The organism is Micromonospora sp. WMMD961, assembly GCF_029626145.1.
In the GTDB taxonomy this organism is placed as follows: domain Bacteria; phylum Actinomycetota; class Actinomycetes; order Mycobacteriales; family Micromonosporaceae; genus Micromonospora.
The window spans coordinates 4,348,641-4,364,536 of the sequence record NZ_JARUBJ010000002.1 but is presented as its reverse complement, the minus strand read 5'-3'; the positions used below and the strand labels follow the sequence as shown (position 1 = coordinate 4,364,536).

Sequence of the window (15,896 nt, the reverse complement as noted above, 5' to 3'; positions counted from 1 at the left end):
GCAACGCAGGGCGCCCCGTCGAGGGACGCCTTCCGTTCCGTCCGGTGCGCGACGGGCCGCCGCCCGCCGCGCGACGCGTCAGCCGGTGAACAGCTTCGCGGCGGTGATGACGGTCTGGACGATGCCGTACCCGAGGAGTACCGCGATCAGCAGCCACGACAACCAGAGCCGTCCGGTCTGACTACCGACGCGCGGCGGTGTGGGTGGCTGGCTCCCGGGTCCGAGCGCGACCGGCTCGGTGACGGTCGCCTTCGCCACGGGTGAGGTCGGCCCTCGGTTCGGCTCGTGGAACCGTTCGGGCACCGAACGGACCAGCAGGTTCGCGATGAACCCGATGGCGAGGATGCCGACCATGGTGAACAGCGCGGGCCGGTACGCCGCCGCGGTGAGCGTGCCGGGCTTGCCCTGCGTGTCGAGGATCCCGTTGATGATCAGCGGGCCGGCGACACCCGCGGCCGACCAGGCGGTCAGGATCCGGCCGTGGATGGCCCCGACCTGGAACGTGCCGAACAGGTCACGCAGGTAGGCGGGCATGGTGGCGAAACCACCGCCGTAGAAGGAGATGATCGCGGCGGCGATCAGCACGAAGACCGCGGTCGCGGAGTGGCCGGCCACCGCGAGCAGCACGTACAGCACCATGCCGACCCCGAGGTAGACCATGTAGATGGGCTTGCGGCCGATGAGGTCGGACGTCGTGGACCAGACGAACCGCCCAGCCATGTTGAACAGCGACAGCACTCCCACGAAACCGGCCGCCGCCGACACCGAGACCGTGGTGGCGGTCCCGTTGTCCCGGAAGAAGTCCTGGATCATCGGGCTTGCCTGCTCCAGGATGCCGATGCCCGCGGTGACGTTGCAGAACAGCACGATCCACAGCAACCAGAACGACCGGGTACGCACGGCGTTCGACGCGGACACGCTCGCCGTTGTCACCAGCGGTCGGGCGGCGACGCTCGCGGGGTCGAACCCGGCGGGCCGCCAGTCCGGCGCCGGAACCCGGACGTTGAACGGGCCGAACATCATGATCACGAAATAGCCGATGCCGAACGTGACGAAGAGCGCCACGAGGGCATGTCCCGACGCGACGGCAGCCGGGTTGCCGGGGTTGTAGCCGGAGTCGTAGAGGGAGAGCAGCTGGCGCGCGAGCGGGCCGGCGATCAGGGCGCCGCCGCCGAACCCCATGATGGCCAGGCCGGTGGCGAGGCCGGGGCGGTCCGGGAACCACTTGATCAGTGTGGAGACGGGCGAGATGTAGCCGATGCCGAGCCCGATGCCGCCGATGACGCCGTACCCGAGGTAGAGCAGCCAGAGTTGTTGGGTAGCGATGCCGAGCGCGCCGACCAGGAACCCGACCGCCCAGAAGCAGGCGGAGACGAACATCGCCCGGCGAGGCCCGTTCCGCTCCACCCAACGGCCACCCACCGCCGCGGACGAACCCAGCATGACGATGGCGATACTGAAGATCGCCCCGATCGCCGTCTGGCTGGCGTCGAAGTGTGCGATGAGGGAGTTCTTGTAGACGCTTGTCGCGTAGACCTGGCCGATGCAGACGTGCACGGCCAGTGCGGCGGTCGGGATGAGCCAGCGGCTGTATCCCGGGGGAGCGACCGTGTGCCGGGGATCGAAGACCGACAGCATGGGCATCGTCCACACCTCCTGCGGCTGAGTAGGCCGCGACGTTGCCGAGCTGTCCGACCCGGCAGTTGGCCGAGGGGCGCCGCCGCAGTGGCGGCCCGGCGCACGTCTGGCGTCAGCCGAATACCGGCTTCACTTCACGTTACGTGGCGGTTGGTTCACGCCATGTGATTACCCGGAAACGCAGGCTTGAGGGCGTCAGCTCGCCGGCGGCGGGGTCGGCGGCCAGCGCGCGGGCGCGATACGTCCTGATCGCCCCGGCCGGGGCTGGTCTGATGCTCTCCCTCGGGAGGCGGCGGCGCGGGGACCTACCGTCTCCTGCCGGCCCCCACGCCGCCCGTGTGGCTCACTCGTTGCGGGCGAAACCACCCTTCGGCGCGATGAGTTCGAGGTTCGTCCCGTCCGGGTCGTTGAAGTACGCGACCTCGGTGCCGAGGGCCTCCGGCGGGTTCACCTCACCGGCCGCGAAGGTGTACGGCTCCCCGAGGAACTCGAACCCGGCGGCCCGCATCCGGTCGAAGACCGAGCGCACGTCGTCCACGTGGAAGCAGAGGTGCATCGAACCGGGCCGGTTCGCGGCCACCTGGGCGACCTCGCCTACCGGGTCCTGGAACTGGATCAGGTCGATCCCCAGGTTGTCGAGGTTGAACGTGGCGTAGCGCAGTCTCGTCGTGGGCAGCCCCTGCGACTGCGCGAAACCGGCCCCGTGCATGGTCTCGTCCCGGACGACCGGTTCTGCGCCGAGCAGGGCCTGGTAGAACGCGACCGAGCGGTCGAGGTCACTCACCGCGATCCCGACGTGCGCGGCCGACTTGAGGCCGATGGACACGGTCGAGGGGTCAGGGAATGCCATTCTGTTTCTCCTTACCAGCGTCTTCGGCGCCTGTGTGGCTGCTGCTGATCTTCAGGTCGTACCCGTCCCTTGATCAGTTCATGCGCCGGCGCGTCAGGCGCGTTCGACCCGGGCCTGCTGGTGATCGGTGAGCCGCAGCCCGACGCCTCGGACGACGTCGATGGTGGCCCCGGTGCCGAGGTCGTGCAGCTTGCGGCGTAGCCGCTTCACCAGCGACTGCACGTCCGCCTTCCGTTCGCGTCCCTCGTCACCCCAGACCGACCGGTGCAACTCCGCGTAGCTCCAGACCCGGGCCGGCTCGGTGATCAGGCAGGTCAGCAGGTCGTGTTCCAGGCGGGTGAGGTCGACCTCGCGTTCTCCGCAACGGGCACTGGATCGGGCCGAGTCGATCACCAGGGCGGTGACCGGCGCGGGCTCGGACGCGGCGGCGGCCATCTGCTGCGGGGTCGCGATCAGCCGGCGTAGCTCGTCGAGGTCGGCCACGAGCAGCAGCGGTGCGATGCCGTCGAGACGTTCCGCGAGCCGGATGCGCTCGGCCGGCGACGAGGTCACCGCGATCAGTAGCGGGAACGGCTCGTCGGCCGGACCCTCCCTGTTCGACGTCGCATCGTCGTCCTCGGCCACAGCACCGCCCGGGATCGATGGGCATCCCTGCCCGGCTCTCGTCATGGTCCTGACAATGATTGGCAAGCGCGTCGCCAGCGCGGCGACTCTTAGCGACAAGTTGCTCACGGCAAGTTCTTGATCGTCCTTTCTTCTCGATCATAGTGTCCACTCGGGCAACCGGCGTGACCCGCGCGGTGCATGGGGAGTCCACCCATGGCCCATCTTCACCCTGGGTCGTTCTGAGGGAGGCAGCACCGATGTTCAGACGTCCACAATGGCGGCGCACAGCCAGATCACTGGTGAGCGCCGGTGCGGCGGCGATCCTCGCCGCGACATGCTTGGCCACCATCGGCTCGGCCGCGCAGGCCGCGCCGGGCGGCGGGATGCAGGCGGGCGCCCCGACCGGCGACAAGATCCGACCCGAGCTCGCCAAGCAGCTCCAGGCCAAGAGTGAAGGGGACTTCTGGATCCGGTTCAAGGACCGGGCGGACCTCGGCAAGGCCAGCGCGATCAAGGACTGGTCGAAGCGCGGCACCGCGGTGGCGGACGCGCTGCGCAAGACCGCCGCCGCGAGCCAGGGCAAGATCCGGGCCGAACTCGACAGCTCGGGTACCAGGTACCAGACCTTCTGGGCCACCAACGCCATCAAGGTGAACAGCGGCTCGCTGGCGATGGCGCAGAAGTTCGCCGGGCACTCGGAGGTCGAGGGTCTCTACGCGCCGGTTGCCTACAAGGTGCCCGAGACCACCAAGGGCGCGGACGAGAAGACCGTGAACGCGCTCGAGTGGGGCATCGCCAACATCAACGCCGACGACGTCTGGTCCCAGTACGGCGTCAAGGGCGAGGGCATCACCATCGCCAACATCGACACCGGGGTCCAGTTCAACCACCCGGCGCTGGTCAACTCCTACCGTGGCAACAACGGCGACGGCACGTTCGACCACAACTACAACTGGTTCAACGCGGCCGCAGCCACCGGCGCCTGCGCGACCGCCCCTTGTGACGGCGACGGCCACGGTACGCACACGATGGGCACCATGGCCGGCTCCGACGGCGCGAACCAGATCGGTGTCGCTCCCGGGGTCAAGTGGATCGCGGCGAACGGTTGCTGCCCCAGTGACGCCGCTCTGATCGAATCCGGTCAGTGGATGCTCGAGCCGCTCGACCTCAACGGCCAGAACGCGGACGCGAGCAAGCGGCCGAACATCATCAACAACTCGTGGGGCACCCGGGACCCGTCCAACGAGCCGTTCATGGAGGACGTGACGGACGCCTGGACCGCGTCCGGCATCTTCGGCACCTGGTCCAACGGCAACAGCGGGCCGGCGTGCCAGACCAGTGGTTCGCCGGGCAGCCTCGCCAGCAACTACTCGACCGGCGCGTACGACATCAACAACAACGTCGCCGGCTTCTCCGCCCGGGGCGTCGGACAGAACGGCGAGATCAAGCCCAACATCTCGGCGCCGGGCGTGAACATCCGGTCGAGCATCCCGGGCAGCGCGTACGGCACCATCAGCGGCACCTCGATGGCCGCACCACACCTGGCGGGCACGATCGCGTTGCTGTACTCGGCGGCGCCATCGCTGATCGGTGACGTCGACGCCACCCGTGCGCTGCTCAACGGCGCGGCGGTCGACAAGGCCGACGACCAGTGTGGCGGCACCGCGGCCGACAACAACGTCTACGGCGAAGGCTTGCTGGACGCCCTCGCGTTGCTCAACGCGGCCCCGACCGGCGACATCGGCACCCTGGCCGGCACGGTCACCGACGCTTCCACCGGTGCCCCGATCGCCGGCGCGACAGTGACGCTCACCGGCCCGGCCGCGCGGGAGCTGACCACCGGCGCCGACGGCACGTACTCGACCCGACTGCCCACCGGTGACTACCAGGTCGCGGTGGCGGCCTTCGGCTACAGCAGCACCACGAAGCCGGCGACCGTCGCCAAGGGCACGACCACCACGCTCGACGTCGCGCTGACGCCGGTGCCCAGTGTCAACGTCACCGGATCGGTCACCGACGGCTCCGGCCACGGCTGGCCGTTGTACGCGAAGGTGACCGTCACCGGTGTGTCCGGCGTCTACGACTACACCACCCCGTCGAACGGTCGCTACAGCATCAAGCTGCCGGCCGGGCAGACCTACACCCTGACGTACGAGTCGCAGTACCCGGGCTACCAGACCGTCACCAAGCAGGTCGTGGTCGGCGCGGGTAACGCCACCGCCAACGTCGCCGTGCCGGTGGACACCGACACCTGCACCACCGCACCCGGGTACACGTTCGGCTCCGACGGTGAGTACGAGACGTTCGACGCCACGACCACCCCGGCCGGCTGGAGCGTCGTGGACAACGCGGGCAGCGGTCAGGTCTGGAAGTTCACCGACGACGGCGACCGGGGCAACCTGACCGGCGGCAGCGGCAACTTCGCGATGATCGACAGCGACAACTACGGCGCGGGCACCAGCCAGGACACCTCCCTGGTCAGCCCGGTGGTCGACCTGACCAGCGTCACCGCTCCGGTGATCCGGTTCAACCAGGACTTCAACCAACTCAACGACGACACCGCCGACGTCGACCTGAGCACCGACGGTGGCGCCACCTGGACCAACGTGCTCCGGCAGGAGACCGACGTCCGGGGACCGAAGGTGACCGAGATTCCGATCCCGCAGGCCGCCGGCAAGGCGCAGGTGCAGGTCCGGTTCCACTACTACGACGCCTCGTACGAGTGGTGGTGGGAGGTCGACAACGTCCTCATCGGCAGCCAGGTCACCTGCGTGCCGGTCGACGGAGGTCTGGTCGTCGGTAACGTCCGCGACAAGAACGACGGCAGCTACGTCAACGGCGCGACCGTCACCAGCAAGGACCGGCCCACCGAGAAGGCCGTCACCGTGGCGACCCCGGACGACCCGGGGCTGGCCGACGGCTTCTACTGGATCTACTCGTCGCTGACCGGCGAGCACGACTTCACGGCGACCGCCGGCAACTACGTCAGCCAGACCAAGTCGGTCGACGTCGAGGCCGACTGGGCGACCACCGCGAACTTCCAGCTCGCGGCCGGCCGACTGTCGGTGACGCCGACCCAGCTCAGCGCGACTCTCCAGATGCCCAACGGCAAGGCGAGCAGGACGTTCACGGTGACCAACACCGGCGGCGCACCGGTCGAGGTCAAGTTCAGCGAGCGGGACAACGGATTCGAACTCCTCCGGGCGGACGGGTCCAAGGTCACCCGGCAGCAGGTGCTCGGGAGCGGCGGCGCGCCGGAGCAGCGGCTCACCGTGCCGACGTCGTTCGCCGCCAAGGCGTCCGACAAGGAGGCCAAGGCCGCCGCCGCGGCGGTCGGCCCGCAGGCGGAGCCGTGGACCAACATCGCCAACTACCCGGCCGTGATCATGGACAACCGGGTGGTGAACCTGGACGGCAAGGTGTACTCGATCGGTGGCGGCAACGGTAGCGCCTCCACCACCAAGAACTACGCCTACGACCCGGCCGCCCAGACCTGGACGGCGATCGCGGACCTGCCGGGCGCGCGCAACGCTCTGACCGTGGGCGTCCTGAACGGGAAGATCATCGCCAGCGGTGGCTGGGGCGACGCGGGACCGGACTCCGCCACCTGGTCGTACGACCCGGGCGCCAACACCTGGACCGAGCTGGCCGACAACCCGGCACCCCGGTCCGCGGCCGGTCAGGGCGTCGTCGACGGCAAGCTGTACGCGGTAGGTGGCTGCACCACGGCCGGCTGCACGCCGATGTCGAACAGCGTCGTCCGGTACGACCCGGCCACCGACACCTGGGAGACGATGGCCAACTACCCGAAGTCGGTGGCCTTCGCCTCCTGCGGCGGGATCGACGGCGTCCTGTACTGCACCGGCGGCAACGACGGCTCCGCCTCGCAGAAGTCCGGCTACGCCTTCGACCCGGGTGCCAACACCTGGACCGCGATCGCCGACGCGCCGGCCGACAACTGGGCCAGCTCGTACGCCGTCGCCAGCGGCAAGCTGCTCGTCGTCGGTGGTTCGCAGGGTGGGGCCATCAGCAACGCCGGCTTCGCCTACGACCCGGCCACCGACTCGTGGTCCAACCTGCCGAACGCCAACACCGCCCGTTACCGGGGCGGCGCGGCATGCGGCTTCTACAAGATCGGCGGCTCGTCCGGCAGCTTCAACGCGGCAGCCGAGAGCGAGGTGCTCCCGGGCTTCGAGGGTTGTGCCGAGTCGGCGGCGGACGTCAGCTGGATGACCATCGACAAGACGGCCGCCACCCTCGCACCGGGTGCGAAGGTCACCGTCACCGTCGGCCTGACGGCGAACGTCGACCAGCCGGGCACCTACTCCGGCTCGGTCGGGATCACCGAGAACACGCCGTACTCGGTGGCGCCGGTCGAGGTGACCATGACCGCGAACCCCCCGAAGAGCTGGGGCAAGCTGATGGGCACGGTCATCGGCAGCAGCTGCCAGGGCGCCACCTCGCCGCTCGCCGGTGCGGTCGTCCAGGTCGACTCGTGGGCGGCGTCGTACACCTTCGCCACCGACGCCGAGGGTAAGTACGCCTACTGGATGGACCGCCGCAACAACCCGCTCACGATGATCGTCGCCAAGGACGGCTGGAAGCCGCAGACCCGCCAAACGAAGATCAACACCACGACTCCCACAGTGGAGAACTTCGGGTTGGTGCCGATCAAGTGCTGACGCCTGAGCGGTAGCGCACCGTCCGGCCCGCCTGGTTATCGACCAGGCGGGCCGGATCGCGTCCGGGGATCAGACCGGAGCGAGCCGAAAGCCGACCCCGCGTACCGAGTGGATGGTCGTCGCGGCGTTGAGTCTCGCGAGCTTGCCGCGCACCCGGCGGACCACCGAATGCATGTCGGAGCCCCGGCCGAGGTGGCGGTTGCCCCAGACCTCGAGGTGCAGACGCTCGTAGGTCCAGATCTGCCCGGGCGCGTGCGCCAGGCAGAGCAGGACGTCGTGTTCCAACCGGGTCAGGTCGATCTCCTGGTCGCGCCACCGCAGCACCCGGCGGTCGGAGTCGACCGCCAGGTCCGGTGGCGGCGACTGCGGGCTCGGTGTCACCTCGGCGCGCACGGTGCTCGTCCGCGCGGCCGTGGCGAGCACGGTTGCGGCCTGCGGGGCCGTGGCGGGCGCGGTTTCGGGTTGCCGGGCCTCGGCGAGCACGGGCCTGTCCGGCACGGTCGCCGCTGGAGGCGTGTCGACCACGCCGAGGAACTCTCGGGCCTGGTCGACTGTCGAGACGATCAGAAAGGCGTCACTGCCACCGAGCAGCCGGGCCAGATGTCGGCGTTCGGCCGGCGAGGACGCGATGCCGATGACCAGGCTGGCGACTGGAATTCCCTGCATTCCCCCAACCCCTTCCGGTTCCCCAGCTCACTCCGGATGGATTCTTCGCACCGACGACCAAGACATCGATCGGTGTCCTGACCCTAGTGGTGGCTGATCTCGGCGGGGTAAAACATAGTTGCATGTAAGCATGTGAATCCCGTTGCTCCGTCGAGGCCCACCCCGGCTCTCCCGACGACGATCCGCCTCCCCGGCGCAGCGGGGGCAGTTGTGACAGAACCAAGACAATTCGAGTACGGCATACAGACCTGCCGGGACGAGCATGGCCGGCATGACCATCGGATCGTCGTACCCGGTGGGGCGGTCGACGCCCGGCCCGCCGCCGGCGCGACCCCTGCCAACCGCCCGCGTGGCCGTGCCACTGGGTCTCCGGCTGCTCGTGGCGGCGCTGTGTTGTCTGGTCGCGTTGGCGCTCACCGCCGCCGTCTTCGTCCGGACGTACCCCGGTCAGTGGCTGGACGGCCTGCTCCTGCCGCGCGCCGAGCGGGGTGGGGGGTACGAGCAGGAGACCGCCCTGGTCGGTCCGGCCAAGACCGTGTTGGCCACCTTCGGCAACCCGACACTGCTCGCCGCGCTGCTCGGCGCGGTGCTGCTGGTGGGTGTGCTCCGCCGGCGGCTGGTGGCGGGGGTCGTCGGTGTGGGCCTGGTGGTCGGCACGGTGCTGACGGCCGGCGCGGTGAAGTCGGCGCTGCCCCGTCCGGATCTGCAGCTCGAAAGTTCGACCACCCACAACAGCTTCCCCAGCGGCCATGTCGCCGCCGCGACGGCGCTGTTGCTGGCGTTCATGCTGGTCCTGCCCGGGTGGGCGCGGCGCTGGGGGGCGGTGCCCGGCGCCGCCGGTGTCTCGGTGATCGCCTCGGCCACGATGATCGCGGGCTGGCACCGGTTCAGTGACGTGCTGGGCGGCGTACTGCTGGGGGTGGCGTTGTTCTGCCTGGCCGCGGCCGCGTTGGCGGGCCCGCGGGGTGACCGGGAGGCGGGGCGCGGGCCGGACGGCGGGAGCCTGTGGCGCGGGTTGGCCGAGGTGGCGGTGGGCCTGGTCGCGTTGGTCTGGGCAGTTGTGGTCGTGGTGCCCGGTCTGGCGGCGTCGGTGCAGCGCGGGGCGCTCGTCGCCATCGTGGTGGCCGGCGGGTCGACGATGTTGCTGGTGGGTTCGGTGGTGTTCCTGGTGCGTTCGGCGGACTTCGTGGTCCCACGGCGAGCCCGCCGTGGTGGGCGTCGATCGTCGACCGATTTCCAGAAGATCTCATGATGGGATACTTGACGACATGTCCCAGGTCCTGCTGATCGAAGACCACCAGACGGTGCGCGACGGGCTTCAGCTGGCGCTCACCCGACAGGGCCACACGGTGCACGCCGTGGAGACCGGGGAGCAGGGGTTGGAACGGCTGCGCACGCGCGCCTCCGACGTCGTGGTTCTCGACCTGATGCTGCCCGGGATGGACGGGTTCGAGGTCTGCCGCCGGATCCGGCAACTCGGCGACCTGCCGATCATCATGCTCACCGCCCGCAACGACGACATGGACGTGGTGGCGGGGCTGGAGGCCGGCGCCGACGACTACGTGGTCAAGCCCGTGCAGGCCCGGGTGCTCGAGGCGCGGATCCGCGCGGTGCTCCGACGGTCCGGTGGCGAGTCGCGGAGGGCCGGCGGCGAGCGGCCCGGGCTGGAGCAGCACGGCGCGCTGACCATCGACCGGGCCGCGCTGGTGGTCAGCAAGGACGGCGTGCCGGTCGGCCTCGCCCCGACCGAGCTGCGTCTGCTGCTCGAACTCTCGCACACACCGGGCCAGGTGCTCAGCCGCCAGCAACTGCTGGAGGCCGTGTGGGAACACGGGTACCTCGGTGACTCGCGGCTCGTGGACGCGTGCGTCCAACGGCTGCGGGCCAAGATCGAGGTCGACTCGTCAGCGCCGGTCTTCATCCAGACGGTGCGTGGTTTCGGATACCGCTTCGGGCCGCTGTGACACTCTGGCGCTGGGCCGGCACCCGGGTCTCGGGCCTGCGGGTCCGACTGCTCCTCGCGTTCGCGCTGCTCGGCGTGACCACCACGGCCGTCGTGGCCAGCGGCAGCTACTTCCAGGCCCGGACGGTCATCCTCCAACAGGCGCAGGACGCCGCGGTGATGTCGTTGACCGACCAGCTCACCAAGGTCTACCCGATAGTCCAGCTCCCACCGACCCAGGACGACCTGGACCTGTTGGCCCAGCGCCTCTCCGACCGGGACACGACAACGGTGGTCGTCTACCGCGACCTACGGTCGCAGAGCTTCGGGGTGCCCGACGCGCTCACCCCCGAACTGCGGCAGGAGGTCGGCGACGGCTCCGTCGCCTGGCAACGGGTCGCGCTCGACGGAGAACCCGTGCTGCTCATCGGCACGCAGCTGGGGCTCGAACGATCCGACGGCACCTCCCGACCGTCCGGGCTGGAGGTGTACTCGATGCGCAGCCTCCTGCCCGAGCAGCAGAGCATCGACCAGCTCGCCACCCGCGCGTGGCTGACCGGCGGACTGTCGCTGGTCCTCGCCGTCCTGCTCGCCCTGCTGGCCGCCGGCAGCGTGCTGAGACCCGTACGCGAGTTGGGCCGGGCGGCGCGCCGCCTCGGCGAGGGTGACCTGACCACCCGGCTGACCGTCCGGGGCGTCGACGAGCTGGCCGACGTGGCGCGGACCTTCAACGACACCGCTGGGACGCTGGAGCGGCAGGTCGGCGAGCTGCGACGGATGGAGTCCGACGCGCGCCGGTTCGTGGCGGACGTCTCGCACGAACTTCGTACGCCGTTGGCGGCGATGACGGCGGTCACCGACGTGCTCGACGAGGAGGCGGAACACCTGCCCGGGGACGCGGGCCGGGCCGCCCGTCTGGTCAGCCAGGAGACGCAGAACCTCACCCAGCTGGTCAACGACCTCATCGAGGTCAGCAGGTTCGACTCCGGCACGGCACAGCTCGCTCTGGACGACGTGGATGTGGCCGCGGCGGTGACCGCGACCCTGCGCATCCGTGGTTGGACCGACCGGGTACGCGCGGAGCTGCCGCCCGGAGTCGTGGCCCGAGTCGACCCCCGTCGGCTGGACGTCATCGTCGCCAACCTGGTCGGCAACGCCTTCCGGCACGGTGCCGAGCCGGTGTCCGTGCGCCTGAGCGCCGACCAGGACTGGGTCACCATCGACGTGGCCGACCAGGGGCCCGGACTGGACCCGGAGGTGCTGCCGCAGGTCTTCGACCGGTTCTACAAGGCCGACACCGCCCGAACCCGGTCCGAGGGAAGCGGCCTCGGCCTCGCCATCTCCTGGGAGAACGCGCGCCTGCACCGACTCGGTGACCGACGGGGGAGCCTGGTCGCCGGTAACCGCCCCGGTGGCGGTGCCGTGTTCAGGCTCCGCCTGCCCCGCGAGACGCCGGATGCCGGAGGCACCCGGTGACCGCCCGGCGGACGGGCCGCGCGATGATCGCCGGCAGCCTGCTTGTCGCCCTGCTCACGGCGGGTTGTGGAGTCCGGCCCACCGGCGTCATCACCGGTCGCGCCGCAGTCAGCGGCCCCGCCGAGGGCATCGGGATCTACCTGCTCGCGCAGGGCGAACTCGCGCTGGTCCTCCGCCAGCCGAAGGCGATCCCGTCCGGCGCGTCGCCCGCCGTGCACTGTTCACCGGCATCCCCGGTCGGCTCGTCCTGCCAGCCGGCCCAGGCCCTTGCCCTGCTCGCGGCGGGTCCGAGCGGGGACGAACGGGCCAGCGGCCTGGCCAGCGAGGTGCCCACCGGGCTCGGCCCGGGCACGGTGACGCCGCAGGCGCAGCGATCCGGCCTCACGGTGACGACGACCGGTCCGGCGCGGCAGTTGTCGACGAACGCGGTCGACCAGATCGTCTGCACGGTCGCCGACGCCGCGGCGCAGACCGGCCTCACCGAGCGTTCCGCCGCGGTCACCATCGTCGGGTCGGACGGCGCCCGGCCGCCTCGGCGGTGCCCGATCGGGTGACCGGGCACCCACCACCGCTCACACCAGGTCGACCGCCCGGACCTGCCGGGGCAACCCGCTGTGCTGGCCGTGATCCTGGTCGGCCAGCGCGCCGGCGATCAGGATGTCGATCAGATCGGCGAACCCGATGCCGGCCTTCTGCCAGATCTGCGGGAACTGCGACGCGGCGGTGAAACCGGGGAACGTGTTCACCTCGTTCACGATCGGCTCGGGCGAGCCCTCGGCGGGCAGGAAGAAGTCCACCCGGAGCAGCCCACGGCAGTCGAGGGCGTGGAAGGCGCGGATCGCGCGGTCCTGGAGCACCTCGGTGGTCGCCGCGTCGAGCGGGGCGGGGATCTGGAAGACCGCACCGCCGTCGTACTTCGCGTCGTAGTCGAAGAAGCCGGCACCCGTCACCCGGATCTCCAGCGGCGGGCCGGCCTGCACCCGGCCGTCCGGGTGCTGGAGCACGGCCACGTCGATCTCCCGACCCCGGGCCCCCTGCTCGACCAGCACCTTCGGGTCCACCTGTCGGGCCTGCTCCAGCGCGGCGGGAACGCCCGACCAGTCGTCCACCTTGACGACGCCCAGGCTGGACCCGGCCCGAGCCGGCTTGACGAAGACCGGCAGGTCCAGGCGTCGCCGGTCGTCGGCCGACAGGTCCTCGCCCGGCCGCAGGGTCACCCCCGGGCTGACCCGCAGCCCTTCCGCGGCCAGGAGCCGCTTGGTGACACCCTTGTCCATACCGGCGGCGCTGGCGAAGACACCGTTGCCGACGTACGGCACGCCGAGCCATTCCAGCAGCGACGCCACGGTCCCGTCCTCGCCGTACGGGCCGTGCAGGGCCGGGAACACCACGTCCTGGGCGCGCAGCACGCGCAGCGCCGCCGGAAGTGGCGTCGGCCGTCCGTCGACATGCCACCCGCCGTCGCGGTCGATGAGTTCCTCGACGACCTGGTACCGCTCACGGTCCAGGTGGGCGAGGATGCTCGCCGCCGAGCGGCAGGACACGTCGTGCTCGCCGCTCTGCCCGCCGTACAGCACTGCCAGTCGGGTTGTCATGAAATGCGTGCCCTTCCGTGGAGGTGGTCGCGGGCCACCCGGGCCCCGATGCCGGTCAAGATCTCGTGTGGGTTGGTGTCGGCCCAGCGGGCCCACTCGACGACCGTCGGTGGGCTCTGGTCGGCCTCGGTCGGGCCGAACACCACGACCGGGTCGCCGATCGCCACGGGCAGGTCCCCGACGTCGACAACGCACTGGTCCATGGCGATCCGCCCGACGATCGGGCACCGCCGGCCGGCGAGCCACACCCAGGCGCGGCCACCCGCGGCGCGGGGGAGGCCGTCGGCGTACCCGAGTGGCAGCAGCGCCAGGGTGGTCGGTGCCCCGGTCACGTGGTCGGGCCCGTAGGAGACACCGGTGCCGGCCGGCACCCGCTTGACGTTGACCACGCTCGTGCGCACTGTCATCGCGGCGTGCAGCCCGAACTCGCCCGGGCCGGTGGCGCCGAAGGGGTCCACGCCGTAGAGCGCGATCCCGATCCGGCAGAGGTCGAAGCGGGTCCGTGGCGCGGACAACGCGGCCGCCGAGTTGGCCAGGTGGACGAGATCGGGGTCGAGGCCGGCCGACCGCGCGATCCGCAGCGCCTCCTCGAAGGTCGTCACCTGTCGGGTCAGCTCGGGAGCGCCCGGCAGGTCCGCGTCCACGAGGTGGGACCACACGCCGCGCACCCGGATCGCGCCCTCCCGTTCGTACTTGCGGGCCCAACCCACCAACTCGGGCCAGTCGTCCCCGGCGGCCCCGTTGCGGGACAACCCGGTGTCCGCCTTGAGCTGCACCGTCGCCGGTACGCCGAGCAGGTGGACCGCGTCGGCGACAGCGTGCAGGTGTGTCGTCGTCGACACGCCGATGTCGACACCGGCGTTGATCAACTTACCGAAGTCGTCGCTCGGCCCGTGCAGCCAGCTCAACGTGGGCGCGGTCACACCCGCGTCGCGCAGGGCCAGTGCCTCGGTCACCGAGGTCACCCCCAACCAGCTCGCGCCGGCGCGGAGCGCCGCCCGGGCCACCTGCACCGCGCCGTGTCCGAAGCCGTCCGCCTTCACCACCGCCATCAGACCGGTGCCGGTGACCGCCGCGATCGTCCGCACGTTGCCGGCGATCGCGTCGAGGTCGACCAGCGCCTCGGCCAGGGCGCTCATCGGGTCGCCTCCGGTCGGCGAGGGCCGGGCAGCGCGAACAGCCAGCCCGCCCGGACCGCCAGCAGGCCACGGTGCAGGGCCAGGCTCAGGCCGAGCACCAGGCCGGTCAGCAGAACCGGATATCCGAGCACGACCAGGCCCTGAGCGGACGGCCCCAGCTCGGATACCGGTACGAGCAACAGCCGGTGCAGCAGAGCCAGGACCGGCATGTGGATGACGTAGATCGGCAGGGTGATGCGGCCGAGACTAGCCAGCGGTCTGCTGAGCGCCGACCAGCGGGCGAGCCGGGCAGCGGCGGTTATGCCGAAGATCACTGCGACGACGGAGACCACCGGCCACACGCCGAACCACTGCTGGGCGCCGGCCACCGCCATCGCGGCGAGCGCGAGGACGTAGGCCCCCGAGGTCAGCAGGAGACGTCCTCGGCTGGCGGCGGCGGCCCACCGCTGGATCTGCGGCCGCAGGTACAGGCCGGCGAGGAAGAACACCAGATTCTGGTAGAGGCCGCCACGGTTGCCCGGTGTGTCGAGCAGGCCGGCGGCGGCGACGGCGGACAGCACCGCGGCGGGTACGAGCACCAGCGCCCGGGGCGCCCGACGGGTCGCCTTGGCGATCGTGAAGTACAGCGCCAGGGCGTACAGGTACCAGAGGTTGGACGGCGTGACGGTGAGCTGCTCCAGCACGCCGAGGGCGGAGGTGGCCCGGTCGGTCGGCAGCTGCGGGGCGGCGGCCAGGATCGCGGTGTGGATCAGCAGCCAGAGGGCGTACAGGTAGAGGAACCCGGCGACCCGGCTGCGGGCCACGACCCGCCAGTGTCGCTGGGCGGCGTTCGCCGCGAAGACGCCTGAGATGGTGAAGAACAGCGGCATCCGCAGCGGAAGGAACTGCTCACCCAGCGTTCCCCACAGCCCTGGCACCGGGACGCCGAGGTGCCAGTCGATCTGCAGGTAGTCCTTCACGACGACGTGCCACAGGACGACGAGGATGATGCAGACGCCCTTCGCGGCATCGGCCCACTGCGCCCGCTGTGGCAGCCCTGCGCCGGGGGCGGTCCCAGCCCGGTGGCGGAACCGGACGCGGGTCGCCTCGGACTCCGTGTCGGCGGGCCGGCGCTCGGTGCGAGGCAGCTGTTCGATCACGCACCCGAAGGTGCCAGCCGGATATCCGCACGTGATCCACGAATTGTCATGAACCGGTAATGGACGCTGCCGGACCCGCCCCGTCCTGCGCCGGGTCAACGACTGGGGGAAGTGGCCGCCGTTGGCAGGCCCGCCGGGGCGGCTTCCCGACCGAGCCCCCTCC

At 70.7% G+C, this 15,896-nt stretch carries 12 protein-coding genes; 5 read left to right on the top strand and 7 right to left on the bottom strand.

Annotated features, from left to right (window positions below; all coding sequences use genetic code 11):
* Positions 1-78: 78 nt before the first annotated feature.
* The 3 genes from O7614_RS19815 to O7614_RS19805 form a co-directional block, all read right to left on the bottom strand.
* Positions 79-1,638 carry an OFA family MFS transporter gene (locus O7614_RS19815; protein WP_278142314.1) on the bottom strand — a complete coding sequence of 520 codons (1,560 nt, stop codon included), beginning with the start codon at positions 1,636-1,638 and terminating at the stop codon, positions 79-81.
* Positions 1,639-1,981: 343 nt separating this feature from the next.
* Complete coding sequence (locus tag O7614_RS19810; RefSeq protein WP_278139958.1) at positions 1,982-2,488, bottom strand: VOC family protein; 507 nt, start codon at positions 2,486-2,488, stop codon at positions 1,982-1,984.
* Positions 2,489-2,581: 93 nt separating this feature from the next.
* Complete coding sequence (locus tag O7614_RS19805; protein WP_278139957.1) at positions 2,582-3,112, bottom strand: winged helix-turn-helix domain-containing protein; 531 nt, start codon at positions 3,110-3,112, stop codon at positions 2,582-2,584.
* Between the two features lie 281 nt (positions 3,113-3,393).
* Between O7614_RS19805 and O7614_RS19800 the strand changes: the two genes are divergently transcribed.
* Positions 3,394-7,776, top strand: a complete 4,383-nt coding sequence (locus O7614_RS19800) for a S8 family serine peptidase (RefSeq protein ID WP_278139956.1) — start codon at positions 3,394-3,396, stop codon at positions 7,774-7,776.
* Positions 7,777-7,845: 69 nt separating this feature from the next.
* On the opposite strand, the gene O7614_RS19795 is transcribed toward O7614_RS19800, so the two are convergent.
* Positions 7,846-8,442: a winged helix-turn-helix domain-containing protein gene (locus O7614_RS19795; protein WP_278139955.1), complete on the bottom strand. Its 597-nt coding sequence runs from the start codon at positions 8,440-8,442 to the stop codon at positions 7,846-7,848.
* Between the two features lie 271 nt (positions 8,443-8,713).
* On the opposite strand from O7614_RS19795, the gene O7614_RS19790 reads away from it, so the two are divergent.
* From O7614_RS19790 to O7614_RS19775, 4 genes are read left to right on the top strand one after another with little or no spacing between them, the layout of a single operon-like run.
* The gene (locus tag O7614_RS19790; protein ID WP_278139954.1) at positions 8,714-9,694 is read left to right on the top strand and encodes a phosphatase PAP2 family protein; all 981 of its coding nucleotides are present in this window, start codon (positions 8,714-8,716) and stop codon (positions 9,692-9,694) included.
* Between the two features lie 16 nt (positions 9,695-9,710).
* Positions 9,711-10,406 carry a response regulator transcription factor gene (locus O7614_RS19785; RefSeq protein WP_278139953.1) on the top strand — a complete coding sequence of 232 codons (696 nt, stop codon included), beginning with the start codon at positions 9,711-9,713 and terminating at the stop codon, positions 10,404-10,406.
* On the top strand, positions 10,403-11,860 hold the full coding sequence (locus O7614_RS19780; RefSeq protein WP_278139952.1) for a HAMP domain-containing sensor histidine kinase: 1,458 nt from the start codon (positions 10,403-10,405) through the stop codon (positions 11,858-11,860). Before O7614_RS19785 ends, O7614_RS19780 begins: the two co-directional genes overlap by 4 nt.
* The gene (locus O7614_RS19775) at positions 11,857-12,414 is read left to right on the top strand and encodes a hypothetical protein (RefSeq protein ID WP_278139951.1); all 558 of its coding nucleotides are present in this window, start codon (positions 11,857-11,859) and stop codon (positions 12,412-12,414) included. The genes O7614_RS19780 and O7614_RS19775 overlap by 4 nt, the downstream gene beginning before the upstream one ends.
* 18 nt (positions 12,415-12,432) lie before the next feature.
* On the opposite strand, the gene O7614_RS19770 is transcribed toward O7614_RS19775, so the two are convergent.
* Genes O7614_RS19770 through O7614_RS19760 form a run of 3 tightly spaced genes read right to left on the bottom strand, consistent with a single transcriptional unit; the run spans position 12,433 to position 15,733 of the window.
* Positions 12,433-13,455: a D-alanine--D-alanine ligase family protein gene (locus O7614_RS19770; protein ID WP_278139950.1), complete on the bottom strand. Its 1,023-nt coding sequence runs from the start codon at positions 13,453-13,455 to the stop codon at positions 12,433-12,435.
* Positions 13,452-14,594 carry an alanine racemase gene (gene alr, locus O7614_RS19765; protein ID WP_278139949.1) on the bottom strand — a complete coding sequence of 381 codons (1,143 nt, stop codon included), beginning with the start codon at positions 14,592-14,594 and terminating at the stop codon, positions 13,452-13,454. The genes O7614_RS19770 and alr overlap by 4 nt, the downstream gene beginning before the upstream one ends.
* Positions 14,591-15,733: an acyltransferase gene (locus O7614_RS19760; RefSeq protein WP_278139948.1), complete on the bottom strand. Its 1,143-nt coding sequence runs from the start codon at positions 15,731-15,733 to the stop codon at positions 14,591-14,593. Before O7614_RS19760 ends, alr begins: the two co-directional genes overlap by 4 nt.
* Positions 15,734-15,896: the final 163 nt, after the last annotated feature.

Coding starts and splice junctions, on each gene's coding strand:
- O7614_RS19815 (WP_278142314.1), bottom strand. CDS start 1,638: ATGCTGTCGGTCTTCGATCCCCGGCACACGGTCGCTCCCCCGGGATAC.
- O7614_RS19810 (WP_278139958.1), bottom strand. CDS start 2,488: ATGGCATTCCCTGACCCCTCGACCGTGTCCATCGGCCTCAAGTCGGCC.
- O7614_RS19795 (WP_278139955.1), bottom strand. CDS start 8,442: ATGCAGGGAATTCCAGTCGCCAGCCTGGTCATCGGCATCGCGTCCTCG.
- O7614_RS19790 (WP_278139954.1), top strand. CDS start 8,714: ATGACCATCGGATCGTCGTACCCGGTGGGGCGGTCGACGCCCGGCCCG.
- O7614_RS19785 (WP_278139953.1), top strand. CDS start 9,711: ATGTCCCAGGTCCTGCTGATCGAAGACCACCAGACGGTGCGCGACGGG.
- O7614_RS19770 (WP_278139950.1), bottom strand. CDS start 13,455: ATGACAACCCGACTGGCAGTGCTGTACGGCGGGCAGAGCGGCGAGCAC.
- alr (WP_278139949.1), bottom strand. CDS start 14,594: ATGAGCGCCCTGGCCGAGGCGCTGGTCGACCTCGACGCGATCGCCGGC.